This window comes from Streptomyces sp. A18, assembly GCF_059026065.1.
The window spans coordinates 1-26,747 of the sequence record NZ_JBWLKL010000043.1 but is presented as its reverse complement, the minus strand read 5'-3'; the positions used below and the strand labels follow the sequence as shown (position 1 = coordinate 26,747).

The following is a 26,747-nucleotide window of genomic DNA, read 5'->3' as shown; positions in this document are numbered from 1 at the left end:
GCTCTTTGAAGGCGTCTTCAGGGAAGGTTCAGAACCGGACTTTGAGGAATGCCCCGCGGGCGGCCGTGGGCTGAGACATGTCGACGGGACACCGACAACGGGAAGGGACGGCCGCCGATGAGCGACCACGACCACGTCCAGGACACCGCACACCGCCGCACCCGGCTCGCCCACGAACTCCTTCGACTCCCCGCCCTCTACCGGGAGTTGGGCGAGCGTCACGACCGCGCCCGCCCGCCCGCCTGGGAACGCTCACCCGCACCCCGGCAGGGTCGGGGCGGAATCCTGCACGCTCCGGCGGCGGATCTACGGGCAGCGATGCTCTCCACGCTCGCCTCCTGGGCGGGGCTCACGGTGCAGGAGCGCGGCCTTCGCGCGCCACGGCGTGACGTCGACGCGCTCAGCGCCTTCCTCGCCCGCCATCTCGACTTCCTCGTCCGGCACCCGGCGGCCGAGGCGTTCACGTCGGAGATCGCCGCCCTGACCGCTCGGGCCCAACGCGTCGCACGGCCCGGGGAGTCGGTGACGGCCGTGCGCGCGAGGGCCGGGGCCTGCCCGGCCCCCGGCTGCGAGGGCACCCTCGTCGCCCACGCGGCGCGCGGCCGCGGCGCCCCGGCCCATGTCCGCTGCGACAGCGACCCGCTGCACAGCTGGAGCGGACCGCAGCGCACCGCATCGCGGGGCCAGTGGCTCAGCCCCGCCGACATCAGCACCCTGTGGGGCATCGCCCGCGGCAGCGTCTACCGCCTGGCCAGCGAGAACGACTGGGACCGCCGCACCAGCGGCCGCCGCACCCACTACGCGGCGGGAGACGTCCGCCGGACCCTGGGCGAAGCCGGCCACGCGGGCGTGTGAAACGGCAGCGCCCGCCGCGCCCTCAGCGCACACCGTGCCCTCAGCGCACCACCGCGTAGGCCTGCTGCCCACGGGGGCTGGCCGCGCCGAGCACCCCGCCGTCCGCGCCTGCACCCACCATGCACACCTTGCCGAGGGAGTACGCGTCCACCTCCCGCACGTCGTGCCCGCGCTCCCGGAGGCGTGCGACGACCTCGGGGCCGAAGGAGCGCTCCACGGTCATAGTGCCGGGCCGGGCCACGCGCGGCGTGAACGACGACGGCACGTGGTCGGTGTGGAAGGCCGGGGCCTCCACCGCCGCCTGCGGGCCGAGCCCGAACTCCACATGCGCGACGAAGGCGTTGAGGGTCCACTGGTCCTGCTGGTCGCCGCCCGGCGTACCGAACGCCAGATACGGCCGACCGTCCTTGAGGACCAGGGACGGGCTGAGCGTGGTCCGAGGCCGCTTGCCCGGCGCGAGTGCGTTGGGATGGCCCGGGTCGAGAAAGGCCATCTGGCCACGGGTGCCGAGCGGGAAGCCGAGACCGGGCACCACGGGCGAGCTCTTCAGCCAGCCGCCGCTGGGCGTCGCGGCGACCACGTTGCCCTCGTGGTCGGCGGCCGTCACCGTGCACGTGTCGCCCTTGGCCTGGCTGAGCAGCACCACGGCCGGTATGCCGTCCGCGAGTTGCTCCATCCAGCCGAGGCCCCCGCGCACCTCCGCGGCCGTGGGCAGCTCCGGCAGGCGCGGCGGCCTTCCGCCCGGCGAGCCGGGCCGCAGCTCCAGGGAGGCCGTGGGCCCGATCAGGGCGCGTCGCTTGGCCGCGTACTCCGGGTCGAGCAGCGCTTCGAGGGGTACGTCGGTGAACCGCGGATCGCCGTACCAGGCCTCCCGGTCGGCGAAGGCCAGCTTCGCGGACTCCACCACCGTGTGCAGGTGGTCCGCCCCGCCGAACTCCATCTCGGCGAGCCCGGCGTCCCGTAGCAGCCCCAACTGCTGGAGAAACACCGGCCCTTGGGACCAGGGCCCCGGCTTGTGCACCAGATGGCCCCGGTAGTCGAGGGACACGGGACGCTCCACGTCCGGCCGCCAGCCCGCCAGGTCGGAACCCCGCAGGAGCCCCTTGTTGCGGTGGCCCGTGGCATCGATCAGCTCGGCACCACCGCCGAGCCAGGAGTCGAGCGTCTCGGCCACGAAACCCTCGTAGAACGCCCGCAGCGCCGCCTCGATGCCCGCCTCGCGGCCGCCGCGCGCCGCCTTCGCCTCGGCCAGGACGCGCCTGTACGTGCGGGCGAGCGCCGGGTTGGCCAGGCGCTCGCCCGCCTTCGGGGCGCTGCCGTCCGGACGCAGGAAGGTGCGCCCCGACTCGGCCCACTCGGTGCGGAACAGCGGCGCCATCACCTCGATCATCGCGGCGGCCTTGGGCAGCAGCGGATAGCCGTGCCCGGCATAGTGCACGGCCGGCGCGAGCACTGTCGCGAGCGGCAGCCTGCCGTGGTCGCGCAGCAGCGTCAGCCAGGCACCGAAGGCGCCGGGCACCACGGCGCAGAGCAGTCCGGAGCCGGGCACGGCGCCGAGGCCGAGACCGCGGAAGTGCTCGATGGTCGCGGCCCGTGGCATCGGGCCCTGCCCGGCGATCACCTTCACGGTGCCTGCGCGCCGGGCGTCGTGCAGCAGGATCGGCACGTCGCCGCCGGGACCGTTGAGGTGCGGTTCGACGACCTGGATGACGAAAGCGGCGGCGACCGCGGCGTCGAAGGCGTTGCCGCCCTCGTCGAACATGGCGGCTCCCGCCGCCGAAGCGAGCCAGTGCGTGCTGGACACGGCACCACGCGTGCCGTGCAGTTCGGGCCTGAGCAGCATCAGGAACCTTCCGTGACGGGCCGGGTGACGAGGGGGATGCGGCCGGACCGCTCGCCGGGCGCGCCGCCCGTGACGGTGGCCGTGAGCGCCCCGGTGGCGCCCCCGCGGACGGTGCACTCCAGGACGCCGCGGCGGCCGGCGACCCCGCCCTGCTCGACCCGGTAGGCGTAACTGCGCCGCGTGTGCAGCAGCCCCTGAGTCTGCAGCCACACACCGATAGCGAGTCCGGCGGAGGCGCACGCCGGGTCCTCGTCAAGCGCGTAGCCGGGGGCGAACATGCGGGCCGTGGCGGTGTGCGCGGCCGTGTCCCAGTGGAAGACGAACACATCGGCCAGGGCGCCGCGCGCCATGGCCGCGAAGTCCGGCCGCGCCGCCCGCACCCGTTCCGGATCGCGTACCGGCAGCAGCTGGAACAGCGGCCCGAACCCCGCGCCGAGCACCGGCCCCGCGCCCAGATCGGTGGCGTCGAGGCCGACCGCAGCCAGCAGCGGAGCCGGGTCGGGGCGGGCGGATTCGAGCGGTCCCGTGGCGCTGACGGTGGCGCGTCTCGCGTCGGCGAACAGCTCCAGGAGCCGGTCGCCGCACTGCTGCGCGACCCGCCCCGGCGCGAGGCGCCCCGACCGCACCAGGGCTACCGCGGTGCCCACCGCCGAGTGTCCGCCGAACGGCGACTCGCCGCGCCGGTTGAACACCCGCACCCGGTGCGTGGCGCCCGGCAGCGTGGGCGGCAGCACGAACACCGTCTCGTCGGCGTCACAGCGGTCGGCGATCCGCCGCATCTCCGCTCCGGCGAGCCCCTCAGCGCCGTACACCACCCCGAGGGGGCTGCCCCCGCCGGTCTCGGCGCCGAACATGCCCACCACTTCGAACTCCACCTGTTCCATGCGTGTCACCTCCTCGGCCCTCGTCATCGCCACCCCTCCTCTGCTCTTGTCGTCGCCGTACCTTCACCGCTGCTCATCGCCCTTCCCTCAGCTCGGCTTCCGCGAAGGCGAACAGGACCTCTTCGCGGCCCTGGAACGGGGCCTCGGACCGTGGCCAGTGCACGACCAGGTCGGTGAAACCGGCGTCCTCGAAGGCCCCGGCCGCGTCCTGGTAGCTGCCCACCGTCTCGAGGACGCCCCCGACCTGCGCGTCGGTGAGCAGCAGGCGCCGCAGCGTCGCCGGGTCGCGGCCCACGGCGAGACACGCCTGGTCGACCGCGGCCAACTGCTCCTTCAGCAAAGGCAGTACGCGGTCGAAGCGTTCGGCTTCGAAGACGTTCGGCGCGCCGCTGGTCACCCAGATGTCGGCGTGCCGTGCCGCCAGGGCCATGCCCCGGGGCCCGGCGGCCGCCACGGCGAGGGGCAGCCGGGGCGCGGCCAGCGGGCGCGGCTCCACGACGGCGTCCGCGACGGTGTACCAGTCGCCCTCAAAGCTGGTCCTGTGCTGCCCGAGGAGCCGTTCCAACACGGCCACGAACTCCTCGAAGCGGGCGCCGCGTTCGGCCCGTGACAGCGGCCGGTCACCGCGGATCCGGGAGTCGAAGCCCTCGGCCCCGGCCCCCACCCCGCACACCGTCCGGCCCCCCGAGAGGTCGTCCAGGGTCACCAACTCCTTGGCGAAGTCGACCGGGTGGCGGAAATTGGGCCCCGCCACCAGCGTGCCGAGACCGATCCGCGAGGTTGTCACGGCCGCCGCGGCGAGCGTCGGCACGGCCGAGAACCAGGGCCGTTCGCTCAGCCAGCGCCACATCAAGTGGTCGTACGTCCAGGCGTGGTCGTATCCGAGCTCTTCGGCGAGCCGCCAGCGCTCCCGCGCCCGGGGCCAGCGGTGTTCGGGCAGGAGCAGCACTCCATGGCGCATCGCTGCGCCCTCCTCTCGCACAGGGGCCGACCGCCCACGAGGGGCGTTCGGCATCGGACGTCACGCGGCGGGCCGCTCCTGCCGGAGCAGCCCGGTGGCGTGCTCCGCGGCGGCGGAGAGGGAAATCCCCACGCGCCGCTCGGCGGCGGCCACCACCGTTCCCTCGCCGTCGTCGGCGTCCCGCCCCAGCGGATACAGGCCGTTGACGGACAGGTCGAGCGCCACGGCCCGCAGCCGGCGCAGCAGCTGGACGACGACGTCCCGGTCCTCGACCTGGCCGCGCAGGGTGAGGAAGAAGTTGTCGTAGAGCACCGTCGTGCGCTCCGACGGCCGGACCGGCGTCTCGGCGATGGACTGCTGAAGCAGGGAACGCCCGCTGGGTACGAGCCGGGCCGCCACGCTGTCGTGCACCTCCCGGTGGGCGTCCACCGCCGCCCGCAGGCCCGCGGCGCGCTCGCCGTGGGTCCACGGCAGCGGTCGTCCCCGAAGGAGCCGCCGCACCTGGGCGAAGTCCGGGGCCCAGGTGCCGCTGAACCCGCGGTGCTGGAGGAACATCACCGGCCGGATCAGGCTCTGGTAGACCCGCCGCGGACTTGACCCGCTGTACAGGAGCAGCGCGCAGTACGCGTGCACATACGCCTCGAGGGCGTTGACCGCCGCCGCGTCCGGGCCATCCTCCGCCCGCCCGGCGGCGCCCGCCGTGCTTTCGAGCAGTCCGCCCATCAGCCGCCACAGGGCGAAGGTCGCCTGGTGCCCGGTGATCCAGCGGAACCAGAACAGCTGGTCGTACGCGGGGGCGGGGGCGAGGCCGTGCACGGGCGCGGCGTCGGTGACGAGTGTGGGGACGGCGCCGGTGAGCAGCCGCACCTCGCGGGAGATCAGCTCCGGATCGCCGTCGGGTACGGTCACGAGCGGCTGCGGTCGCTGTGGCTGTAGCTGTGGCTGTGGCTGCGAGGGTGCCCCCCGGGTGCCGGGCACCGGCGGCATGACCAGCGCTTCGAGGCCGTAGGGAAAGTCCCCGAAATCCCATGCGCCGCTGCTCATCGGGGGCCGTCCGGCACATGAGTGAACTCGAACTCCAGGCCGTTCACGTCGAGCAGATACAGGCTGTGTACACCGTCGTCGTCGACGACGACCGGGGTCGGCGGCTCGTCCCGTACGAACGAGAAGCGCCCCGAGTCGTGCAGCCGCCACCACCGGCGCCGCACGGCGTCGAGCTGCGCGGGGCCATCCACCTGCAGGCACACGTGCTGGAACTGGAACCCCTCGCTGTCCGGCACCCGGCCGCTGTGCGCGGACCGGTCGAAGAGGTGGAACCGAAGGCCGGTGCCGACGGCGACCTCCACGAGCTTTCCGATACCGGGCAGCCGGCTGCGCGTCAGCTCGGAGAACCGGTCGAGGTCCCACTTCACCTCCGCGCCGAAGAACTCCACATACCAGTCGAGGCAGTTGCGCAGATCGTCCGTCTGCACACCCAGGTGATGAATCCTGGGCGCGAATTCGACGCCGGTACTCTCTTCGCTGATCTCTTCGCTGATTTCTTCACTCAGAGGCATATCCGCTCCGCGGGACACAGGGACGGCGAGATTACGAGAAGCTATCTTCGGCTCCCGTAAAGCCTCAATGCAGAAGAGTCAGAACTCTTTCAGGGCTGTGTCAGACGCTCCACAGGAGCGCTCCCGGAACGCATAAGGCCACAGCTCAGGCGCCGTCGAAGATGCCGGGCCCCGGGGTGAGCACATGACCGGGGTCGTAGCGCCGCTTTGCCGCACGGAAGGCCGGCCACGCCGCCCCGAAGTGGGTGCGCCAGCCGTCCGCCGCGAACGGCACCGAGCCGATCGGGTAGAGCACCCCTCCGTGCGCCCGGGTGCGGGCGAAGAGCCGCCGGTTGCGCTCCATCATCTCCGTCACGAACGCCTCGTCGGGAGCCGTGGATTCGGACACGGTGTTGAGGTCGACGACATACGCCCAGGGTGACCCGTCCGGTTCGGGGAGCCGTGGGAACGGCCTGGTCGTGTGGGCCCGCCGCTGCGGATAGATCAGACCGGCGCCGAAGGGCCCGATGTCGCGCGGGGTGAGCGTCGGCATGATCTCGGCGAAGTAGTCCTCGATGGTGGAGCCCGGAAGCCAGACATCCAGCCAGGGCTTGACCAGGCGGTCCCAGTTCGCGGACTCCCGCACCGCGTCGATGGCCTCGTCGATCGCGAACAGATACGTCAGATAGTCCGCGTCCGCGATCTCCGCCGTGGCGGAAAGACCGCGGGTGACCGCCGCGTCGTCGGGCGGCGCGGACCGGTCGTGGAGGACCGCCGCATAGAGCTTGTACGTGGGGGACGTGCCCGGGGCGACGAATTCGCCGTAGACGTGGTCGACGCCCGGCCGTTCGACAAGCGTCCGCAGGTCGTGGAAGAAGGCCGCGTTGTCGTCGTACCGCAGCGTGTAGGTGCGGGCGCGCTCCCTGGCGGGAACCAGCTCGATCACGGCCTTGGTGATGACACCGCACTGGCCGAGCCCGCCGAGCACCGCGTGGAAGAGTTCCGCCTTGCGCTCGCGGGAGCAGCGCACGATCTCCCCGGTCCCGGTGACCACTTCGAGCTCCCGCACATGATCGACCTGAAGGCCGGTGTGCAGACCTCCGACCATGCCGCCGATGCCGCCGACGGACAGCGTGCCGCCCACGGACAGGGCGGTGTAGCCGGTCAGGACCGGCGGCGTGCGCCGCGGCGACTGCGCGTAGGCGGCCTCGGCCAGCTCCCGCCACCTGGCCCCGGCGTCCACCTCGACGGCATCGGGGCCCAGCGGGCGGATCCGGTCGAGATGCCGGTTCTCGATGACGAGCCCGTCGGACAGGCCCTGCCCGTACGTGGTGTGCGCCTGCCCGCGGGGCGAGACGGTCAAGCCGTGCACCCGGCAGAACCGCACCATCACGGAGATGTCGCGCACCGAACCCGGACGGAGCACCGCACGGGGCCGGTGGAAGACGATGTTGCCGAGGTCGGTGGCGGCCCCGTCCCGTGCCGCGTCGTCGAGCGCGAGCTCACCGTCGAGGGCCGGGACGCCGGCGAACGGCACGGTCGCCGCCTCGGCCTCGGTGACCCACACACGGCCCAGCGGATCAAAACCCACCACGACGGCGGCGCCGGCCGCACCGGCCGCCCCGAGGAACCCACGACGGCCGATCATGCTGTCCCCCGGCGTACTTCTTCACCCGGGTGCGCTCGCCCACCCGTGCGGTGACGTGATCCAGCGGCACGTGTCCCGTGCATCGTGAACTCCTCTCGGCCAGGCTCGCTACCGTTGTAGACCAGCGGCACCGGGAGCGGCCCCAACCTTCCTGCGCCCCAGGAGACTTCGGGAAGTGTGCCCTCCGCACCGGCGCATGCCCGGACCTGCGCGTACGGCGCTCACGGGCCGGTAATCCGCCTCTCCCCGCGCTCGGGCCCCGGGGATTTCCGGGCGATGACCGCCTGCTGGGCGGGGCTGGCTAGCGTGAAGTCGAGTACCGCCTGATCGCGGTTACCGGTCCGGCGGCGTACATGCGGGGGATCTGTCGGCACGCCACCACTTCGCGCGCCCGACGGCGTCGGCGGCCCCTCGCCCTTGCTGTATCGCTGAAACCGCCTGAAAGCGAGTCATAGTGCGCAAGGTGCTGATAGCCAATCGAGGCGAGATCGCTGTCCGTGTGGCCCGGGCGTGCCGGGACGCGGGAATCGCGAGTGTGGCCGTCTACGCCGACCCGGACCGCGACGCACTCCATGTGCGCGCGGCGGACGAGGCGTTCGCCCTGGGCGGTGACACTCCGGCCGCCAGCTATCTGGACATGGCCAAGGTGCTCGCCGCCGCCAAGGATTCGGGTGCCGACGCCGTCCATCCCGGCTATGGCTTCCTGTCGGAGAACGCCGAGTTCGCGCAGGCGGTCCTGGACGCGGGCCTGGTCTGGATCGGACCGCCTCCGCAAGCGATCCGGGACCTGGGGGACAAGGTCGCCGCCCGGCACATCGCCCAGCGGGCCGGGGCACCCCTGGTCGCGGGCACGCCGGATCCGGTCAGCGGCGCGGACGAGGTGGTGGCCTTCGCCCATGAGCACGGCCTGCCCATCGCGATCAAGGCTGCCTTCGGAGGGGGCGGACGCGGCCTGAAGGTCGCCCGCACCCTGGAGGAAGTGCCGGAACTGTACGACTCGGCGGTGCGTGAGGCGGTCGCCGCGTTCGGCCGCGGGGAGTGCTTCGTGGAGCGCTACCTCGACAAGCCACGCCACGTCGAGACGCAGTGCCTGGCCGATACCCACGGCAACGTGGTCGTCGTCTCCACCCGCGACTGCTCCCTTCAGCGCCGTCACCAGAAGCTGGTCGAGGAGGCCCCGGCGCCGTTCCTGAGCCCGGAGCAGAACGCGGAGCTGTACCGCGCGTCCAAGGCCATCCTGCGCGAGGCGGGATACGTGGGCGCGGGCACGGTCGAGTTCCTCGTCGGCCTGTGCGGCACCATCTCCTTCCTGGAGGTCAACACCCGTCTGCAGGTGGAGCATCCGGTCACCGAGGAGGTCACCGGCCTGGACCTGGTCCGGGAGATGTTCCGGATCGCCGACGGTCAGGCCCTGGGCTACGGCGACCCCGAAGCCCGCGGCCACAGCTTCGAGTTCCGTATCAACGGCGAGGACCCCGGGCGAGGCTTCCTGCCCGCCCCCGGCACCGTCACCCTCTTCGACCCGCCGTCGGGCCCCGGCGTCCGCCTGGACGCGGGCGTGGAATCCGGCAGCGTCATCGGCCCCGCCTGGGATTCACTCCTGGCCAAGCTGATCGTCACCGGCGCCACCCGTGAGCAGGCCCTGCGGCGCGCCGCCCGCGCGCTCGCGGAGTTCAAGGTCGAGGGCATGGCCACCGCCATCCCCTTCCACCGGGCCGTCGTCGCCGACCCGGCCTTCGGACCCGAACTGACCGGCTCCGCCGACCCGTTCACGGTCCACACCCGCTGGATCGAGACCGAGTTCGGCAACGACATCAAGCCCTTCGCGGCCACCCCCGCCGAGGTGGACGAGGACGAGGCCGGCCGCGAGTCCGTCGTCGTCGAGGTCGGCGGCAAGCGCCTCGAAGTGTCTCTGCCCGCAGCGCTCGGCATGCAGCTGGCCCGTACCGGGCTGGCCGCCGGGGCGCGGCCGCTGCGCCGCGCCGCCAGGAGGGCGGGCCCGGTCGTCTCGGGCGACACCCTCACCTCGCCGATGCAGGGCACCATCGTGAAGATCGCCGTCGAAGAGGGCCAGGAAGTCGCCGAAGGCGATCTGATCGTCGTCCTCGAAGCGATGAAGATGGAACAGCCCCTGAACGCCCACAAGTCGGGAACCGTCAAGGACCTGGCCGCCGAGATCGGCGCCGCCGTCAGCTCGGGCGCCGCGATCTGCGAGATCAAGGAGTAGGCATGAGCCGGTCCCGGAGCAGCCTCCTCGCCATCAGCGATCTGCACGTCGTGTACGAGGACAACCGGAAGTTCGCCGAAGGGCTGCGCCCCACGAGCGACGACGACTGGCTGATCGTCGCGGGCGACGTGGGCGAGATGTACGACGACATCGCCTCCGTACTCGAAATGCTCAGCAACCGCTTCGCCAAGGTCATCTGGGCCCCGGGCAACCACGAGCTGTGGACGCCCCGCGACGACCCGATCCAGCTGCGCGGCCAGGCCCGCTACGACCTCCTCGTCGAACTGTGCCGCGGCCTCGGCGTGCACACGCCCGAGTGCGACTACCCGGTGTGGGAAGGGCCCGGCGGCCCCGTGGCCGTGGCGCCCCTGTTCGTCCTGTACGACTACACGTTCCGCGCCCCCGGCACCACGACCAAGGAGGAGTCCCTGGCCGTCGCGTACGACAAGGGCGTGGTGTGCACCGACGAGTTCTTCCTCGACCCGGCCCCCTACCCGAGCCGCGAAGCATGGTGCGAGGCACGGACCGAGGAGACCGAGCGGCGCCTTTCCGCCCTCGACCCGGAGCTGCCCACGGTGCTCGTCAACCACTTCCCCCTGGTCCGGGAGGTCACCGACATCCTTCACCACCCCGAGTTCGCGCAGTGGTGCGGCACCGTACGCACCGCGGACTGGCACCGGCGCTTCCGCGCCCGCGCCGTGGTCTACGGGCACCTCCACATACCCAGGGTCACCTGGCACGACGGAGTGCGCTTCGAGGAGGTGTCCGTGGGCTATCCGCGCGAATGGCGCCGCCCCGGCCACCCCAGTCCCGGACTGCGCCACATCCTCCCCGACCACCGCACCGAAGGCTGACCAGTCATGATCCAGGACATACTCCCGCCCGGCGTCGTCGCGGAGGAGGCCACCCGCGACCTGCCCGACGCGCCGCTGTACCCGGCAGAAGCCGAACTCGTGAAGAACGCCGTCGACAAGCGGCGCGACGAGTTCACCACCGTGCGGACCTGCGCGCGCCGTGCGCTCGCCCGCCTCGGCCTCCCGCCGGGGCCCGTCCTGCCCGACCAGCACGGCGCGCCCCGCTGGCCCGACGGCGTCATCGGCAGCATGACCCACTGCAACGGCTACCGCGCCGTGGCCCTCGCCCGCACCTCCGTCGTGAACACGCTCGGCATCGACGCCGAGACCAACGGCCCGCTGCCCGAAGGCGTCTTGGAGTCCATCGCCATCCGCGAGGAGCTCGACCTCATCAAGCGCTGCTCGCGGACCGAGCCCGAAATCCACTGGGACCGGCTGCTGTTCTCGATGAAGGAAGCCATCTACAAGAGCTGGTACCCGCTCACCGGGCAGCGCCCCGACTTCGGCGACGCGGTCATCTCCTTCAGCGCCGACAGCCCCGTCTTCACCGCCGCCCTGCACTGTCCGCACGCCCCCCAGATCACCCGGGCGGAAGGCCGCTGGGCACACCACGACGGTCTCCTCCTCACCGTCGTCGCCCGGCGTCTGCCAGTGGCCGCGCAGACGGCGCTCACCGACTGGCGGGCGGCCGCGCTGCGCTGACCCGCGCCCACGCTCACGCCGTGCCGACCCGCACCCGCGCCCGCCCGCGAGGCGAGGCCACCGCTCGATGACCCCCGCATTGCCGTGCAATGGGCGGGCGATGGAACAGCCGCCCTTAACGTCGATACGGGCGCACGCGGTGGTGACAGTGCCCTCCCGCTGCCCCTTGCACCTTCCTATTTCACCTTCCCGTTCACCGCGCCGGTGCCGTCGCGGCGCGCAGTGCGAAACCGAGGAGAGATGACCACTATGACCAGGCAACGCGAAGGGCGCGTGATCATACTCGGCGGCAGTCTGGCGGGGCTCTTCTGCGCCCGTGCCCTCTCCGAGACCTTCGCGGAAGTGGTCGTCGTCGACCGTGACGAACTGACCGGCCCGGACGACCTGCGTCGCGGCCTGCCCCAGGGGGGCCATCTGCACGGGCTGCTCGCCCGCGGCCAGCAGATCGCCGAGGAGTACTTCCCCGGCATCACCGAGGAGCTCAAGCGCGCCGGCGCACAGAGCGGTGACGTCGCCGACGACGTCCGCTGGATCATGAACGGCAAGCGGCTGCACAAGACCGCCTCCGACCTGATGGTGCTCACCCTCAGCCGCCCCCTCCTGGAGCGGCATGTGCGCGAGCGCGTCCTCGCGCTGCCCGAGATCAGCCTCCTTCAGCAGACCGACATCCTGCGCCTGGAGACCTGCGAGGACCGCCGCACCGTCACCGGTGTCGTCGTCCGCCGCGACGGCACCGAGGAGACCGTCCACGCCGACCTGGTCGTGGACGCCACCGGGCGCGGCTCGCGCACCCCCGTATGGCTGCAGGAGTTCGGCTACGAGGCGGTCCCCGAGGAGAAGCACAAGATCGGCCTCGGCTACACCACCCGCTTCTACCGGATTCCGGACGAGGCGTTCGAGGGCAATATCTCCATCAACACCGTCGCCTCCGCCGTAGTTCCGCGCGGCGCGATCTGCCAGAAGATCGAGGGCGGCCGCGCCATCGTCACGGCCTACGGCATCCTCGGCGACCACCCGCCCACCGACCCCGAGGGCTTCCACGACTTCATCAAGTCCCTGGCCGCCCCCGACATCCACGAAGTGCTCCAGGTCGCAGAGCCGATCGACGACCCGGTCGCCTACAAGTTCCCGGCCAACCAGCGCCGCCACTACCAGCGCATGACCGACTTCCCGGCCGGGCTGCTCGTCATCGGCGACGCCGTCTGCAGCTTCAACCCGAGCTACGCCCAGGGCATGACCGTCGCCGCGCTCGGCTCCCTGGTGCTGCGCCGCCACCTCGCCGACACTCACAGGCCCGACCCCATCCCGTACTTCAAGGACCTCGCCCAGGACGCCATCGACGGCTGCTGGGAGATGGCGGTCGGAGCCGACCTCAGCTTCCCCGAGGTCGAGGGTGAGCGCACCGAAGAGGTGCTGCAGGCGCACGCCTTCATCGCACAGGTGCAGGAGGCCGCTTCCCGCGACGCCGCCGTTGCCCGCGCCTACTGTCGCGTGATCGGCCTCGTCGATCCGCCCTCCGTCCTGCACACCCCCGAGATCGAGGCCGTCCTGGCCGGGACGGTCCAGAAATGACGACCCATCAGATCAAGCTGGACGTCCTGGAGTTCGACGTCGAGGTGGACGGGCCGGGCGACGGTGAACCGGTGCTGCTCCTGCACGGCTTCCCGCACAACAAGGAGTCCTGGACCGAGACCGCGCCGCTCCTGCACCAGGCCGGCCTGCGCACCGTCGCACCCGACCAGCGCGGCTACTCGCCGGGCGCCCGTCCCACCGACGTGCCCGCCTACGGCCTTCAGCACCTGGCCGCCGACGCGCTCGGCATCCTCGACGCCCTCGGCATCGAGACCGCCCACGTCGTCGGCCACGACTGGGGCGCCATCGTGGCCTGGTGGCTCGCCGCCAAACACCCCGATCGGGTACGCACGCTCACCGCTCTCGCCATCCCGCACATGGACGCCTACCAGGTCGCCTACCGCGTCGACGAGGAGCAGCAACGCAGCTCCACCTACGTGAAGTTCCTGATGTCACCCGGAGCGGCCGACCACTTCCTGGCCGACGGCGCCACCGAACTGCACAACTGGTTCACGCAACTCGGTGACGGCATCCTCACCGACGCCCAGATCGAGCGCTACGTCACCACCCACACCCGTCCGGGCACGCTCGACGCGGCCCTGAACTGGTACCGGGCCAACGACCTGGTCGCCGACTTCTTCGGCTTCGGCCCGGTCGCTGTGCCCACCACCTTCGTCTACAGCCGCACCGACCCGGCCGTCAGCGAACTGGCCGCCGAGCGGACCGCGCAGTACGTCACCGGGCCCTACCGGTTCGTGACGCTCGAGGAGACCTCGCACTGGCAGCCACAACAGGACCCGCGGACGGTGGCCGCCGAGATCCTCGACCGCATCCGCACCCATTCCGGCTGAGCCGTCACCTCGAGAACCGGCTGTGCGGCCACATCAAGAAAGGGAAACCCCCATGTCCTCCAACACCTCCTCCGCGGTGGGGTTGCGCGCCGGCCCTCGGCAGTGGTTCGGCCTGATCGTGCTCCTGCTCCCGGTCACCCTGATGACCGCCGACCTCGGTGTGCTCTGGCTGGCGACGCCGTATCTCTCCGCCGACCTGCAGCCCACCAGCTCCGAGGTGCTGTGGACCACCGACATGTACGGCTTCATGACCGCCGGCTTCCTGGTGGTCATGGGCACACTCGGTGACCGGATCGGCCGCCGCCGGATGCTGATCTTCGGCGCCCTCGGTGTCATCGCCTCCTCGCTGCTCGCCGCCTATGCGGTCAGCCCCGGGATGCTCATCGCGGCCCGCGCGCTGCTCGGCATCGCGGGCGCGGCCGTACTGCCCTCGACGCTCTCCCTCATCAGCCACATGTTCGAGGACGCCAAGCAGCGGGCCACGGCCATCGCCATGTGGGTCACCTCGCTCTCCCTCGGCGTCGCCATCGGCCCCGTCGTCGGCGGTGTGCTGCTCGAATTCTGGTGGTGGGGCTCGGTGTTCCTGATGGGCGTGCCGGTGATGCTGGTGCCGCTGCTCCTCGCGCCCGTGCTGCTGCCCGAGTACCGCGACCCGAACCCGGGGCGCCTCGACCTCGCCAGCGTCGTCCTCTTCCTCGCCGCGATCCTGCCGATCGTGTACGGCATCAAGAAGACCGCGGAGCACGGCGCGTCCCTCGCGAACATTGCCGCGATGGTGATCGGTGTCGTGATCGCGTTGGTGTTCGTACGCCGGCAGAACCACCTGGAGTCGCCGTTCCTCGACATGCGCTTCTTCCGCAACCGGGCCTTCACGGGCGCGCTGCTCACGCTCCTGTTCGGCATGATGGCGCTCAACGGCGTCGAGTACCTGGTGCCGCAGTACCTCCTGGTCGCCGGTGAACTCAGCCCGCTGATGGCCGGTGTATGGCTCCTCCCGGGCGCGGCCGGGCTCATCGTGGGCTCGCAGCTGACGCCGGTCCTGGCCAGGCGGACGCGGCCCGCCCTCGTCATCGCGGGCGGCCTGGTGATCACCCTGGTCGGCTTCTGGCTGAGTGCGCAAGCAGGCCCCGACAAGGACGGCATCGTCCCGGCCGCCATGGGCCTCACCGTCATCATGTTCGGGGTGGCCCCGATCAGCGTGCTCGGCACCGCCCTCGCGGTCGGCGCGGCCCCGCCGGAGAAGGCCGGTTCGGCCGCCGCCACCGGTCAGACCGCGTACGACCTCGGCCTGGCCCTCGGTATCGCAGGCACCGGCAGCGTCGCCGTAGCCGTCTACCGCGGCGAGGTCGCCGACACCGCGCCCGCGGGCATCACGGCCGAGGCCGCGGAGGCCACGCGGGACAGCGTCGGAGGCGCGACCGCCGCCGCGGAGAAGCTGAGTTCGGGCCCCGGTGACGAACTGCTCGCCGCGGCCCGCGACGCCTTCACGGCCGGCTTCCACGCGACGGCCTGGGTCAGCGCCGGCATCGCGGTGCTCACGGCCGTGGTGGTGCTCACGCTGCTGCGGGGCATCCCCGCCATCGGCACGGCCGCCCCCGCCGAGCCCGACGACACCGTCGGGCCGCCGCCCGCCGACACCGTCGAAGCGGCCCGGGCAGCCGCGGTCGCGGAGGCCGCCGAGCCGGCCGGCCGACAGGCCTGAGAGGGCCGCATGGGCGCCGAACAGACGATCGCCGCAGTGAAGTTGTCCGAGCCGTTCATCCTCGCCGAGCTGGCCGCCTGCGGCCTGGACGTCGAGTACGTACGCGGCGTGGGCAACACCCTCTACCGACGTGGCGAGAACGGCGAAGAGGTCGCCGTTCTCGACTACGTCGGCGGCTACGGCTCACTGATGCTCGGGCACAACAACCCCGAGATCACCGCGTACGCCAAGCGACTCCTCGACGAACAGACCCCCGCACACGCCCAGTTCTCCCGGCATCCCTACGCAGGCGACCTGGCGGCCGCGCTCAACCGCGTCCTGCGGCGCGAGCGATGCGACGACGAAGAGTTCTACGCGATCTTCGCCAACAGCGGGGCGGAGGCCGTCGAGGCGGCCATGAAACACGCTGAACTCGACCGCGGACTGCGCCTTGCGGAGCTGACCGATGAGATCGACGGACAGCTGACGGAGGTGGTGGCCCGGGTCGCTGCGGGCACCGCCACGGTGCCCGCGGCCCTCGCGGCTTCGATCGACGCGCTCGTCACCGAGGTACGCGGGCACAACGCGGCGCAACTGGCCCGCCCGCCGCTGTACCTCGCCCCCGAGGGCGCCTACCACGGCAAGCTCGCCGGCAGCGTGCAGCTGACCGACGACCCGCACTACCGCCTGCCGTATCGGGCCCTCGCCGCCCAGGCCCGGTTCGTGGCGCGCGACCGGCCCGGCACCCTGCGCAAAGTCATCGACGAGGAGCGCGCCCAGCTGCTCGTACCGACCGTGGAAGACGGTCAAGTACGCCTCGCGGAGCGTGACTTCCCGCTGCTCGTGGCCTTCGTCCTGGAGCCGGTCCTGGGCGAGGGCGGCATCCACGAGCTGAGCCGGGAGTTTGCGCGTGAGGTGCAGGAGGTCTGCGCGGAGCGCTCCATCCCGGTGGTGGTCGACGAGATCCAGAGCGGCATGGGCCGCACCGGATCCTTCCTCGCGGCCACCCGCATCGGCCTGCGCGGCGACTACTACACGCTGGCCAAGAGCCTGGGCGGCGGCATCGCCAAGGCCGGGGTCATGCTGGTGCGCAAACCGCTGTACCGGGGCCCCGAGTTCGAACTGTCGCACAGCTCGACCTTCGCCAAGGACAGCTTCTCCTGCCTCATCGCGCACAAGGTTCTGGACATCCTGGAGGCGGACGACGGCGCGGTCTACCGGCGGGCGGCCGAGCGCGGCGAGCGGCTGCTCGCCATGCTGCACTCGGTCCGGGCCGACTTCCCCGGCGTGGTCAAGGACGTGCGGGGCCGGGGTCTGATGCTCGGCCTGGAGTTCCACGACCAGGCCCGCGCGCCGGGGGAGGCGCTGCGTCAGGCCGTCGCGACCGGGTACTTCGGCTACTACGTCGCCGGACACATCCTGCGGGCGCACAGCATCCGCGTCTTCCCGACGTCGAGCGCGGTCAACACCCTGCGCTTCGAGCCGTCCGTATACGTGACGGACGAGGAGATCGACCGGCTTGAGGCGGCGCTGCGCGATGTCTGCGCCGTCATCCGGGACACGGACGGCGAGGCGTTCGCCCCCCTCACCTGAGGCCTGGCCCCACTACCACGAAGCTCCGTTGCGGTAAGGCGACTGTCCCGAGTCGCCTTACCGCAACGGAGCTTCGTGGTGCTCCCGGCGGTCCTCCACAAACGGAATTAGCGCGTGATGAGCCCGCTGTGAATTCTGGCCGGTACGGTCCGGTGTCGTTGCGAGCCACGGGGGTAAGAACGCGCCAATGCCCGGCGCGACGGGGGCAATTCCTCTCTTTGTCTACCCGCTCGGTCCGCATTCCATCCCCCATGCGTAAACGTTTCTGGAATCCGAGCCTCATGGAGGTAATGGTAATGAGCCATCATTCTCGCCGGGTATTCATGAAGAAGAGCAGCATCGCGGTCGGCGGTACGGCGCTCGCGCTCGGCGGCTGGGCGGGCGCGCCGTTCCTCGCCGAGCGCAGCGCGGCCGAGACGATCGCCGGGCCGGAACTGATCACCGTGACGCCGACCGACCCGCGATACGACGAGCTGGTCACCGGGGCCAATGCCCGCTGGGTCGGCACCCCCGACTACATCCTCGTCGCCTCCAGCACCGCCCAGGTCGCCCAGGCCGTCCGCGAGACCCTCGCCAAGGGCCTGCGCTTCGCGGTCCGCAGCGGCGGCCACTGCTACGAGGACTTCACGAGCCACCGCGGCGTCCGTGTCCTCATCGACATCTCGGCCATGAAGGACATCGGCTACGACAGCACCCACCGCGCCATCGCCGCGCAGCCAGGAGCCCAACTGGGCGGCGTCTACAAGCACCTGTACGACAACTGGGGCGTCACGCTGCCCGGCGGCACCTGCCCGACGGTGGCGCTCGGCGGCCACATAGCAGGAGCCGGATACGGCCCCCTGGTCCGCTCGCACGGCGTGAGCGTGGACCATCTGTACGCCATCGAGATCGTGACCGTGGACCGCGCCGGGACGGTGCGCACGACCGTCGCCACCCGCGAGACGAATGACCCCAACCGCGAGCTGTGGTGGGCCCACACCGGCGCCGGCGGCGGCAACTACGGAATCGTCACCCGCTACTGGTTCCGCGCCCTCGGTGCCACCGGCACCGACCCCGCCGGGCTCCTGCCCAAGGCTCCGAAAAAGCTGATCGTCTCGGAGATCGCCTTCTCCTGGAACGGCATGACCGAGGCCGCCTTCACCGGCCTCCTCCGCAACTTCACGCGCTGGCACGCGGCCAACTGCGCCGCCGATTCGCCGTACGCGAAGCTGTGGAGCGCTTTCAAGCCGCGGCACCGCTCCTACGGCGAGTTCGCGATGAGCACGCAGATCGACGCGAGCGCCCCCGACGCCGACAAGCTGCTCGACGCCTACCTGGCCGCGATGGTGGCCGGTACCGGCCTGACGTACCGCGTCGACGACCGCAAGCGGGTGGACTGGCTGGACAACGTCCTCAACTGGCCGGGCATCGGCGCAGGCCTCGAGGGCAAGGGCCGCTTCAAGGCCAAGTCGGCCTATCTGCGCAAGACCATGCCCGACGCCCAGATCAAGGCCTTCTGGCGCCACTTGACCCGCAGTGACTTCAACAATCCGGCCGCCATGGTCGAGATGGTCGGCTACGGCGGTGCCGCCAACAAGCTCGCGCCCGCGGACACCGCGTCCCCGCAGCGCGACTCGATCATCAAGATGCTCTTCGTCAACCTGTGGGCCACCGCTGCCGAGGACGCGGAGAACCTCAAGTGGAGCCGTGAGTTCTACCGCGATGTGTTCGCGGCCACCGGCGGGGTGCCGCGTCCGGGCGGTGTCAACGACGGCGCGTTCATCAACTACGCCGACGCGGACCTCGCCGACCCGGCCCTGAACACCTCGGGGATCGCCTGGAGCACCCTGTACTTCAAGGACGGTTACCCCCGGCTGCAGGCGGCCAAGGCCAAGTGGGACCCGAAGAACCTGTTCACCCACGGCCTCGGCATCAAGTCGTCCTGACCGGCCACGAGCCGCAGGGTACGCCGTCGCACGGCATGACGAACGTCGCTTCCCCCACCGCGACCGTGGTGGAGGAAGCGACGTTCGTTCATGCCCGGTTGGGGCAGCGTCCTGGCCGTTCCCGCTGTGCGCGCGGTCAGATGCCGAGACCGGAACCGCCGCTCGCGTCGAGGTTCTGGCCGGTCACCCAGCGCGCGTCGTCCGAGGCGAGGAACGCGACGACGTCCGCGACGTCGGTGGGCTGGCCGACCCGGTTGAACACGGAGAACTTGGCCGCCCCCGCTTTGGCGTCCGGGTCCGCCATCCACGGGTGGAGGTCGGTCTCGATGGTGCCGGGGGAGACCGCGTTCACGGTGATCCCGCGCTCACCGAGGGTCTGCGCGAGCGTCAGCGTCAGCACCTCGACCGCGCCCTTGGACGCGGCGTACGACGTCATGCCGGGGAAGGCGACCTTGGTGACACCGGATGAGATGTTGATGATCCGGCCGCCGTCGCGCAGCCGTTCCAGGCCCTTCTGGATGATGAAGAACGGGGCCTTGGCATTGATGGCGAAGACCTTGTCGTAGTCGCCCTCGGAGACGTCGCTGATCGTGCCGTGGGCCAGGTGGCCGGCGTTGTTGACGAGGATGTCGAGGCCGTCCGCGCGCTCGTCGAACGCCTTCCACAGCGCGTCGGCGTCACCGGGCACACCCAGCTCGGCGGCGAAGGAGAAGGCGCTGCCACCGGCGGCCTCGATCGCGGCGACGGTCTCTGAGGCAGCCGTCTCGTTGGAGGCGTAGTGCACGCCGACGCGGGCGCCTTCCTTGGCCAGCCGCAGCGCGATGGCACGCCCGATGCCCCGGCTGCCACCGGTCACCAGTGCTGTCTTGTTCGTGAGGGCAGTCATGCGGGAACTCCCAATTCGTCATGTCGAGCAGGGCGACCGCGGACAACGAGGTCGCGCATCCGATGGTGCCCGGGCGCCCTCACGACGCACCCACTGGCCGTTAACCGGCCCTCTGAGCACGGCAGTTGGGCACCTATGCTCCCCACCATGACGACACCAACCGTTCTTGTAATCGGCGCCACGGGAAAGACCGGCAGCCGCGTCGTGCGCCGGCTCACCGAGCGAGGAGTTCCCGCCCGTGCGGCCTCCCGCTCCGGCACGGGCGCCGAGCGCTTCGACTGGCTCGACGACAGCACCTGGGGACCGGCCCTCGACGGTGTGTCAGGGGTGTACGTCGTCCAGCTCGACGGCGGCCCCGCGGGACTCCTGCCCGCCTTCGTGGAGCGGGCCGTGGCCGCCGGCGTCCGGCGCCTGGTGCTGCTGTCCGCGCGCGGTGTCGACATCCCCGGCTACTACGGCGAGTCCAATGCCACCAGCGAGGGCTTCCTCGCGGCCGAGAGGGCCGTACGCGCATCCGGACTTGCCTGGACCGTGCTGCGCCCGGGCTGGTTCGCGCAGAACTTCGACGAGGGCCTCTTCAACGACTACGTCCTCGCCGGCGAGGTGCGCCTGCCGGCCGGTGACGGCGCGGCCAGCTGGATCGACGTGGAGGACATCGCCGAGGTCGCGGCCGCCGCGCTCACCGATGACGGCCACGCGGAGCGCATCTACGAACTGTCCGGGCCCGCCCCCGTGACCATCTCCGAAGCGCTCGCTCTGATCGAGGGCGCCACCGGCAGGAGCGCCCGCTACACGGCCCTGACCGTGGCGGAATTCGTCGCGGAGCTCACCGCGGGCGGCGTCGAGGCAGTGGACGCCGAGCTGTGGGCCGCGGCCCTGCGACCGGTCGAGTCGGGCCAGGAGCGCAAGGTCTCCGACGGCGTGCGGCAGGCACTGGGCCGCGCACCGCGCGCCTTCGCCGACTTCGTGGACTCCGCCGCCGCCAAGGGCGCCTGGAAGGTCTGACACCCCACCGGGGACCGTGGGCGGCGGAATCCCTTCCGCCGCCCATCCCACGGTCTTGACCGGCCGGAGCCCGTGTTGACGGCGGGTTACCGGCCGAAGGGACCTGGCTGGAATCGTCCGCGTACGGAGCGACAGGGCGGCCCGCGCCGCCGTCGCCCCTCCCACTCCTCATGTCTCATGGAGGTACGCGGTCATGACCGAATTCTCCCGCCGGGGCCTGCTCAAACGCGCCGCGGTGACCGGTGGCGCCGTGGCGGCACCCGCGACCCTTGGCACGGCCGCGACGGCAGCGGCCACACCCACCGCGCCCGGAGCCGGGAGTGCCGCCGCGGCCCCCGCCCCGGTCCACGTCACACCGGATGATCCGCGGTACCTGGGCCTGATATCGGGCTCCAACCAGCGCTGGGTCGGCAAGCCCGACTACATACGCGTCGTCAGCTCCGCGGAACAGGTCGTGGCCGCCGTGCAGGAAGCTGTCGACAAGGGCCTGAAGGTCGCCGTCCGCAGCGGCGGCCACTGCGACGAGGACTTCGTCGCCAACTCCGGTGTCCGCGTGGTCATCGACATGGCGGGACTCGACCAGATCGACTACGACCCGCAGATGCGCGCCATATCCGTCGGGCCCGGCGCGCTGCTCGGCACCGTGTACCGCACCCTCTACAAACGCTGGGGCGTATCGCTGCCCGGCGGGACCTGCCCGACCGTCGGCGCCGGCGGCCACATCGTCGGCGGCGGCTACGGCGCGCTGTCCCGCTCGCGGGGCCTCACCGTCGACCACCTGTACGCCGTCGAGGTCGTCCATGTCGACGAGCGGGGGCGCGCCCGCAAAGTGGTGGCCACCCGCGACGTCGACGACCCCCACCGTGAGCTGTGGTGGGCCCACACCGGCGCGGGCGGCGGCAACTTCGGTGTCATCACCCGCTACTGGCTGCGCTCGCCCGGCGCCGAGGGCGACGACCCGGCGCGGCTGCTGCCCAAGCCGCCCGCCGAGGTGCTGCTCTCCGACGTCAGCTGGTCCTGGAGCGACCTCGACGAGCGGAGCTTCACGCGCCTCCTGCGCAACTTCAACGAGTGGCACGCGCAGAACTCGGCGCCCGACTCACCGGGCCGGTTCCTCTACACCCAGCTCAAAACCACGCACAAGGCGGCCGGTTCGTTCCGCATGAGCACCACCGTCGACGCCACCTCGGTGCCGGACGCGGAGCGGCTGCTCGACGACTACCTCGCCGCCATCAGCAAGGGCACCGGCGTGAAGTACCACGTCGGGGACCGCTACCGGGCACCGTGGCTGTACGCCGTCACCGAATGGTCCGGCATGGTCGAGGCGTCCGTGCCCCGCTGGAAGGCCAAGTCGGCGTACGTACGAAAGGTGATGCCCAACGCCCAGCTGAAGGCCGTGTACCGGGCGCTGACTCGCGCCGACTACCCCGGCCCGTACGGCATGATCTTCTTCGTCAGCTACGGCGGAAAGATCAGCGAGGCGGCGCCCGGCGACACCGTCGTCGCCCAGCGGGACTCCTTCGCGAAGCTGCTGTTCTGCCCCCTGTGGACCGACCCGGCCGACGACGCGCTCCACGACGCATGGGTCCGCACCACTTATCAGGACGTCTACGCCGCGACCGGCGGCGTGCCGCGGCCCGGCGGCGTCAACGACGGCTGCTACATCAACTACGCCGACGCGGACATGGCCGACCCGGCCCTCAACACCTCCGGCATCCCCTGGACCGAGCTGTACTTCAAGGACAACTACCCGCGCCTGCAGCGGGTGAAGGCGGCATGGGACCCGCGCGACGTCTTCAGCCACCGCCTCGGAATTCGGCTGCCGTAATTCCGCTTCTCCCGGTGCCCGCCCGATTACCGCTCTGTGATCGGGCATTGGGAGGTGGGAAATCAGCGGTCGGTACGGTCGAAAACGGAACAGATAAGTCTCGAACCATTGAAGAAACGCAGTAGGGGAGAGGGCACACGACGTGGCGAGGAACGCGCACGACACCATGACTGCCGACGCCGACACGCTCGGTGGACCGCATGAGCCGATCGCCGTCATCGGGATGGCGTGCCGTTTTCCCAAAGCGCCCGACCCGGTCGCCTACTGGCAGTTGCTCGCCGAGGGCCGCAGCGCCATCACCCCCGCGCCGGACGGGCGCCCGTCCGGCGCGGACGCGGGCGCGGGGCGTGGCGGATTCCTCGACGCGGTTGCCGACTTCGACGCGCCCTTCTTCCACGTCTCGCCCCGCGAGGCCGCCGCGATGGACCCGCAACAGCGCCTCGCCCTCGAACTCGCCTGGGAGGCACTGGAGGACGCGGCGCTGCCGCCCGCCGCACTGCGCGGCAGCCGTACCGCCGTGTTCGTCGGCACCCTGCGCGACGACTACACGAGCCTGCTCTACCTGCACGGCACCGACGCCGTCACCCAGCACACCATGACGGGCGTGAACCGCGGCGTCATCGCGAACCGCGTCTCCTACCACCTCGGGCTGCAGGGCCCCAGCCTCACCGTCGACGCCGCCCAGTCGTCCTCGCTCGTCGCCGTCCACCTGGCCTGCGAGAGCGTGCGCTCCGGCGAGTCCGACGCCGCGCTCGCCATCGGCGTGAACCTCAACCTGCTCGCCGAGAACCTCGTGACCGAGTCCCGCTTCGGCGCCCTCTCGCCCGACGGCACCACCTACACCTTCGACGCCCGCGCCAACGGGTTCGTGCCCGGGGAGGGCGGCGGGGTCCTCGTCCTCAAGCCGCTGCACCGGGCGCTCGCCGACGGCGACCGTGTCCACGGTGTGATCCGCGGCAGCGCCGTCAACAACGACGGCACCACCGACGGGCTCACCGTGCCCAGCGCCGCCGCCCAAGAGGCCGTCATCCGCGAGGCCCACGCGCACGCGGGCACCACGCCCGACGAAGTGCAGTACGTCGAACTGCACGGCACCGGCACCCCGCTCGGCGACCCGGTCGAGGCCCGCGCCCTCGGCGCTGCCCTGGGCGCCGGCCGCAGCGAAGGCAGTGAACTGCGGGTCGGCTCGGTCAAGACCAACATCGGTCACCTGGAGGGCGCCGCCGGCATCGCCGGACTGATCAAGGCGCTGCTCGGCCTGCGCCACCGCGCCCTGCCCGCGAGCCTCAACTTCGCGACCCCCAACCCCCGTATCCCCCTCGACGAACTCGGGCTCGCCGTACAACGGGAGCTCACCGACTGGCCGCGCCCCGACGACCAACTGGTCGCCGGGGTCAGCTCCTTCGGTATGGGCGGCACCAACTGCCACGTCGTCGTCGCCGAGGCCCCCGAGCGCCACGAGCCCCCGCAGGCCGCCGCGCCCCCCGTGCTGCCCTGGGTGGTCTCGGGCCACACCGACAGCGCCCTGCGTGAACAGGCCGATCGGCTGCGGGAGTTCACCGCCGCACGGCCCGCACAGCAGCCTGCGGCCGTCGGCCTCGCCCTGGCCACCCGCCGCACGGCCTTCGACCACCGCGCCGTCGCCCTCGCCGCCGACCAGGACGGACTGCACTCCGCGCTGCATTCCCTCGCCGACGGCAGCACAGGACCGTCCGTGGTGCGCGGCACCGTACAACCCGGCACACTGGCCTTTCTGTTCACCGGGCAGGGCGCCCAACGCATAGGCATGGGACGCGAGTTGTACGAGGCGTTTCCCGCGTACGCGGCCGCCTTCGACGCCGTCGCCGCCGAACTCGACCCGCTCCTGGAACGGCCGCTCGCCGAGGTGATCGCCGACGGCGACGGCCTGGACCGCACCGGCTTCACCCAGCCCGCCCTGTTCGCCGTGGAGGTCGCCCTCTTCCGCCTCATGACGTCCTGGGGACTGCGACCCGACGCGCTCGCCGGACACTCCATCGGCGAACTCGCCGCGGCCCACGTGGCCGGGGTGTTCGAACTCCCCGACGCCGCCCGGCTGGTCGCCGCGCGGGCCCGCCTGATGGCGGCCCTGCCCGAGGGCGGCGCCATGATCGCCGTCCAGGCCACCGAGGACGAGGTCACCGCACACCTCACCGACGGGCTCGCCCTCGCCGCGATCAACGGCCCCGACGCGCTGGTGATCTCCGGCGACGAGACGGCCGCCGAAGGGGTCGCCGCCCACTTCGCCGGGCTCGGCCGCCGCACCAAGCGGCTCACCGTCAGCCACGCCTTCCACTCCCCGCACATGGACGCCATGCTGGACGCCTTCCGGGCGACCGCGAATGAACTGAGCTACGCGTCGGCCCGTATCCCCGTCGTCTCCGCCGTCACCGGCGCGATCGCCACCGACGCCCAGTTGACCTCGCCCGGCTACTGGGTCGAGCAGGTCCGCCGCCCCGTCCGGTTCCTCGACGCCGTGCGCACCCTGGAGGCATCCGGCGCCGGCACCCTCGTGGAACTCGGCCCCGACGGCGTCCTGACGACACTCGCCGAGGCCTGCCTGCGCGCACCGGACGGCGAGCGGGCCGTCGTCGCCGTGCCCGCACTGCGCGCGGGCCGCGCCGAGCCCCGCTCCGCGCTGCGCGCCCTGGCTACCGCATATGTGCGCGGCGCGGCCACCGACTGGGCCGCGGTGTACGGCGACCCGGGCACCGGCGCCGGCGCCGTCGAGCTGCCCACATACGCCTTCCAGCGTCAGCGGTACTGGTTCGACGGCACCCGCCGCGCACCACTCGCCCCGGCAGCCGCGCCCGACCCGGTCGCGACCGACGGAACGCTTTCCCCGCAGGGCGAGTTCGGCCGCCGTATCGCCGCGCTGGATGGGCTCGCCCGCACCCGTGCGGTCGCCGAGGCGGTCAACACCCTGATCGCGGAGGTGCTCGAGTACGGGCCCGACGACCGGGTTCCCGCGCACTCCGCGTTCAAGGACCTGGGCTTCAGCTCGCTGATGTCCACCGAACTGCGCGACTCCCTCGCGCGGGCGACCGGTCTCAAACTGCCCGGCGGACTCCTCTTCGACCACCCCACCCCGCAGGCCCTGACCTCCTTCATCGAGGCCGAACTCCTCGGCTCCAGCGCCGCTTTTGCCGACAGGGGGGCGGCCGCCCCGGTCGACGCGCAGGAGCCGATCGCGATCGTCGGCATGGCCTGCCGCTACCCCGGCGGCATCGCCTCGCCCGACGACCTGTGGCGCCTGGTAGCCGAAGGCACCGACGCGATCAGCGAGTTCCCCGTGAACCGCGGTTGGCCCGAAGACCTCTACGACCCTGACCCGGACCGGCCCGGCCGCAGCTCCGTACGCCACGGCGGATTCCTGCACGACGCGGGCGAGTTCGACGCCGCGTTCTTCGGTATCTCGCCGCGCGAGGCCAGTGCCATGGACCCGCAGCAGCGGCTCCTCCTGGAGACCGCGTGGGAAGCCGTCGAGCGTGCCGGCGTCGCCCCGCACACCCTGCGCGGCAGCCGCACCGGCGTCTTCGTCGGCGCCACCGCTCTGGAGTACGGGCCGCGCATGGACGACGCCCCCGAGTCCGTCCAGGGCAACGTCCTCACCGGCTCCACGCCCAGCGTGATGTCCGGGCGCATCGCCTACCAACTCGGCCTCGTGGGACCCGCGGTGACGGTCGACACGGCCTGCTCGTCGTCGCTCGTCGCGCTGCACATGGCGGTGCAGTCGCTGCGCTCCGGCGAGACGAATCTGGCCCTCGCGGGCGGCGCGACCGTGATGGCGTCGCCCGGCATGTTCGTGGAGTTCTCGCGGCAGCGGGGTCTTTCGGTGGATGGGCGGTGCAGGTCGTTCTCGGCGGATGCGAGTGGTAC

19 protein-coding genes are annotated in these 26,747 nt (G+C 71.7%); 12 read left to right on the top strand and 7 right to left on the bottom strand.

Annotated features, from left to right (window positions below):
* The first annotated feature begins 117 nt into the window (after positions 1-117).
* Positions 118-855, top strand: a complete 738-nt coding sequence (locus AC5P1C_RS37310) for a hypothetical protein (protein ID WP_493870410.1) — start codon at positions 118-120, stop codon at positions 853-855.
* A 40-nt stretch (positions 856-895) separates the two neighbouring features.
* Here AC5P1C_RS37310 and AC5P1C_RS37305 read toward each other — a convergent pair whose 3' ends face one another.
* The 6 genes from AC5P1C_RS37305 to AC5P1C_RS37280 all read right to left on the bottom strand — a co-directional run bounded on the left by AC5P1C_RS37305 (position 896) and on the right by AC5P1C_RS37280 (position 7,726).
* Positions 896-2,698: a gamma-glutamyltransferase family protein gene (locus AC5P1C_RS37305; protein ID WP_493870409.1), complete on the bottom strand. Its 1,803-nt coding sequence runs from the start codon at positions 2,696-2,698 to the stop codon at positions 896-898.
* The gene (locus AC5P1C_RS37300) at positions 2,698-3,609 is read right to left on the bottom strand and encodes a PhzF family phenazine biosynthesis protein (protein WP_493870408.1); all 912 of its coding nucleotides are present in this window, start codon (positions 3,607-3,609) and stop codon (positions 2,698-2,700) included. Before AC5P1C_RS37300 ends, AC5P1C_RS37305 begins: the two co-directional genes overlap by 1 nt.
* Before the next feature lie 46 nt (positions 3,610-3,655).
* Positions 3,656-4,543: an LLM class flavin-dependent oxidoreductase gene (locus AC5P1C_RS37295; RefSeq protein ID WP_493870407.1), complete on the bottom strand. Its 888-nt coding sequence runs from the start codon at positions 4,541-4,543 to the stop codon at positions 3,656-3,658.
* Between the two features lie 60 nt (positions 4,544-4,603).
* On the bottom strand, positions 4,604-5,452 hold the full coding sequence (locus tag AC5P1C_RS37290) for a 3-methyl-L-tyrosine peroxygenase-related protein (protein WP_493870406.1): 849 nt from the start codon (positions 5,450-5,452) through the stop codon (positions 4,604-4,606).
* A 131-nt stretch (positions 5,453-5,583) separates the two neighbouring features.
* A complete protein-coding gene (locus tag AC5P1C_RS37285) occupies positions 5,584-6,099 on the bottom strand; it encodes a VOC family protein (RefSeq protein WP_493870405.1) in 516 nt (171 codons plus the stop codon).
* Between the two features lie 145 nt (positions 6,100-6,244).
* Positions 6,245-7,726 carry an FAD-binding protein gene (locus AC5P1C_RS37280; RefSeq protein ID WP_493870404.1) on the bottom strand — a complete coding sequence of 494 codons (1,482 nt, stop codon included), beginning with the start codon at positions 7,724-7,726 and terminating at the stop codon, positions 6,245-6,247.
* A 454-nt stretch (positions 7,727-8,180) separates the two neighbouring features.
* Between AC5P1C_RS37280 and AC5P1C_RS37275 the strand changes: the two genes are divergently transcribed.
* From AC5P1C_RS37275 to AC5P1C_RS37240, 8 genes are all read left to right on the top strand, one after another.
* Positions 8,181-9,953, top strand: a complete 1,773-nt coding sequence (locus tag AC5P1C_RS37275) for an acetyl/propionyl/methylcrotonyl-CoA carboxylase subunit alpha (RefSeq protein WP_493870403.1) — start codon at positions 8,181-8,183, stop codon at positions 9,951-9,953.
* Between the two features lie 2 nt (positions 9,954-9,955).
* Entirely contained in the window at positions 9,956-10,807 is an 852-nt protein-coding gene (locus tag AC5P1C_RS37270) for a metallophosphoesterase family protein (protein WP_493870402.1), read from the top strand.
* 6 nt (positions 10,808-10,813) lie between these two features.
* Entirely contained in the window at positions 10,814-11,509 is a 696-nt protein-coding gene (locus tag AC5P1C_RS37265; protein ID WP_493870401.1) for a 4'-phosphopantetheinyl transferase family protein, read from the top strand.
* Between the two features lie 249 nt (positions 11,510-11,758).
* Positions 11,759-13,081, top strand: a complete 1,323-nt coding sequence (locus AC5P1C_RS37260; protein ID WP_493870400.1) for an FAD-dependent oxidoreductase — start codon at positions 11,759-11,761, stop codon at positions 13,079-13,081.
* Positions 13,078-13,932 carry an alpha/beta fold hydrolase gene (locus tag AC5P1C_RS37255; protein ID WP_493870399.1) on the top strand — a complete coding sequence of 285 codons (855 nt, stop codon included), beginning with the start codon at positions 13,078-13,080 and terminating at the stop codon, positions 13,930-13,932. Before AC5P1C_RS37260 ends, AC5P1C_RS37255 begins: the two co-directional genes overlap by 4 nt.
* 52 nt (positions 13,933-13,984) lie before the next feature.
* Positions 13,985-15,634, top strand: coding sequence for an MFS transporter (locus AC5P1C_RS37250; protein WP_493870398.1), 1,650 nt, complete (start codon positions 13,985-13,987; stop codon positions 15,632-15,634).
* Between the two features lie 9 nt (positions 15,635-15,643).
* Positions 15,644-17,206, top strand: a complete 1,563-nt coding sequence (locus AC5P1C_RS37245) for an aspartate aminotransferase family protein (RefSeq protein WP_493870397.1) — start codon at positions 15,644-15,646, stop codon at positions 17,204-17,206.
* A gap of 296 nt (positions 17,207-17,502) precedes the next feature.
* Positions 17,503-19,131, top strand: coding sequence for an FAD-binding oxidoreductase (locus AC5P1C_RS37240; protein WP_493870396.1), 1,629 nt, complete (start codon positions 17,503-17,505; stop codon positions 19,129-19,131).
* Positions 19,132-19,267: 136 nt separating this feature from the next.
* Here AC5P1C_RS37240 and AC5P1C_RS37235 read toward each other — a convergent pair whose 3' ends face one another.
* Entirely contained in the window at positions 19,268-20,017 is a 750-nt protein-coding gene (locus AC5P1C_RS37235; protein WP_493870395.1) for an SDR family oxidoreductase, read from the bottom strand.
* Positions 20,018-20,164: 147 nt separating this feature from the next.
* Between AC5P1C_RS37235 and AC5P1C_RS37230 the strand changes: the two genes are divergently transcribed.
* The 3 genes from AC5P1C_RS37230 to AC5P1C_RS37220 all read left to right on the top strand — a co-directional run.
* A complete protein-coding gene (locus AC5P1C_RS37230) occupies positions 20,165-21,022 on the top strand; it encodes an NAD(P)H-binding protein (protein WP_493870394.1) in 858 nt (285 codons plus the stop codon).
* Between the two features lie 193 nt (positions 21,023-21,215).
* Positions 21,216-22,850, top strand: coding sequence for an FAD-binding oxidoreductase (locus AC5P1C_RS37225; RefSeq protein ID WP_493870393.1), 1,635 nt, complete (start codon positions 21,216-21,218; stop codon positions 22,848-22,850).
* 166 nt (positions 22,851-23,016) lie between these two features.
* The coding region (locus tag AC5P1C_RS37220) for a type I polyketide synthase (protein ID WP_493870392.1) at positions 23,017-26,747 on the top strand (3,731 nt) is incomplete at its 3' end.

Coding starts and splice junctions, on each gene's coding strand:
- AC5P1C_RS37230 (WP_493870394.1), top strand. CDS start 20,165: ATGACGACACCAACCGTTCTTGTAATCGGCGCCACGGGAAAGACCGGC.
- AC5P1C_RS37300 (WP_493870408.1), bottom strand. CDS start 3,609: ATGACGAGGGCCGAGGAGGTGACACGCATGGAACAGGTGGAGTTCGAA.
- AC5P1C_RS37260 (WP_493870400.1), top strand. CDS start 11,759: ATGACCAGGCAACGCGAAGGGCGCGTGATCATACTCGGCGGCAGTCTG.
- AC5P1C_RS37240 (WP_493870396.1), top strand. CDS start 17,503: ATGAGCCATCATTCTCGCCGGGTATTCATGAAGAAGAGCAGCATCGCG.
- AC5P1C_RS37245 (WP_493870397.1), top strand. CDS start 15,644: ATGGGCGCCGAACAGACGATCGCCGCAGTGAAGTTGTCCGAGCCGTTC.
- AC5P1C_RS37310 (WP_493870410.1), top strand. CDS start 118: ATGAGCGACCACGACCACGTCCAGGACACCGCACACCGCCGCACCCGG.
- AC5P1C_RS37255 (WP_493870399.1), top strand. CDS start 13,078: ATGACGACCCATCAGATCAAGCTGGACGTCCTGGAGTTCGACGTCGAG.
- AC5P1C_RS37280 (WP_493870404.1), bottom strand. CDS start 7,726: ATGATCGGCCGTCGTGGGTTCCTCGGGGCGGCCGGTGCGGCCGGCGCC.
- AC5P1C_RS37225 (WP_493870393.1), top strand. CDS start 21,216: ATGACCGAATTCTCCCGCCGGGGCCTGCTCAAACGCGCCGCGGTGACC.
- AC5P1C_RS37265 (WP_493870401.1), top strand. CDS start 10,814: ATGATCCAGGACATACTCCCGCCCGGCGTCGTCGCGGAGGAGGCCACC.
- AC5P1C_RS37295 (WP_493870407.1), bottom strand. CDS start 4,543: ATGCGCCATGGAGTGCTGCTCCTGCCCGAACACCGCTGGCCCCGGGCG.
- AC5P1C_RS37250 (WP_493870398.1), top strand. CDS start 13,985: ATGTCCTCCAACACCTCCTCCGCGGTGGGGTTGCGCGCCGGCCCTCGG.
- AC5P1C_RS37235 (WP_493870395.1), bottom strand. CDS start 20,017: ATGACTGCCCTCACGAACAAGACAGCACTGGTGACCGGTGGCAGCCGG.
- AC5P1C_RS37305 (WP_493870409.1), bottom strand. CDS start 2,698: ATGCTGCTCAGGCCCGAACTGCACGGCACGCGTGGTGCCGTGTCCAGC.
- AC5P1C_RS37285 (WP_493870405.1), bottom strand. CDS start 6,099: ATGCCTCTGAGTGAAGAAATCAGCGAAGAGATCAGCGAAGAGAGTACC.
- AC5P1C_RS37270 (WP_493870402.1), top strand. CDS start 9,956: ATGAGCCGGTCCCGGAGCAGCCTCCTCGCCATCAGCGATCTGCACGTC.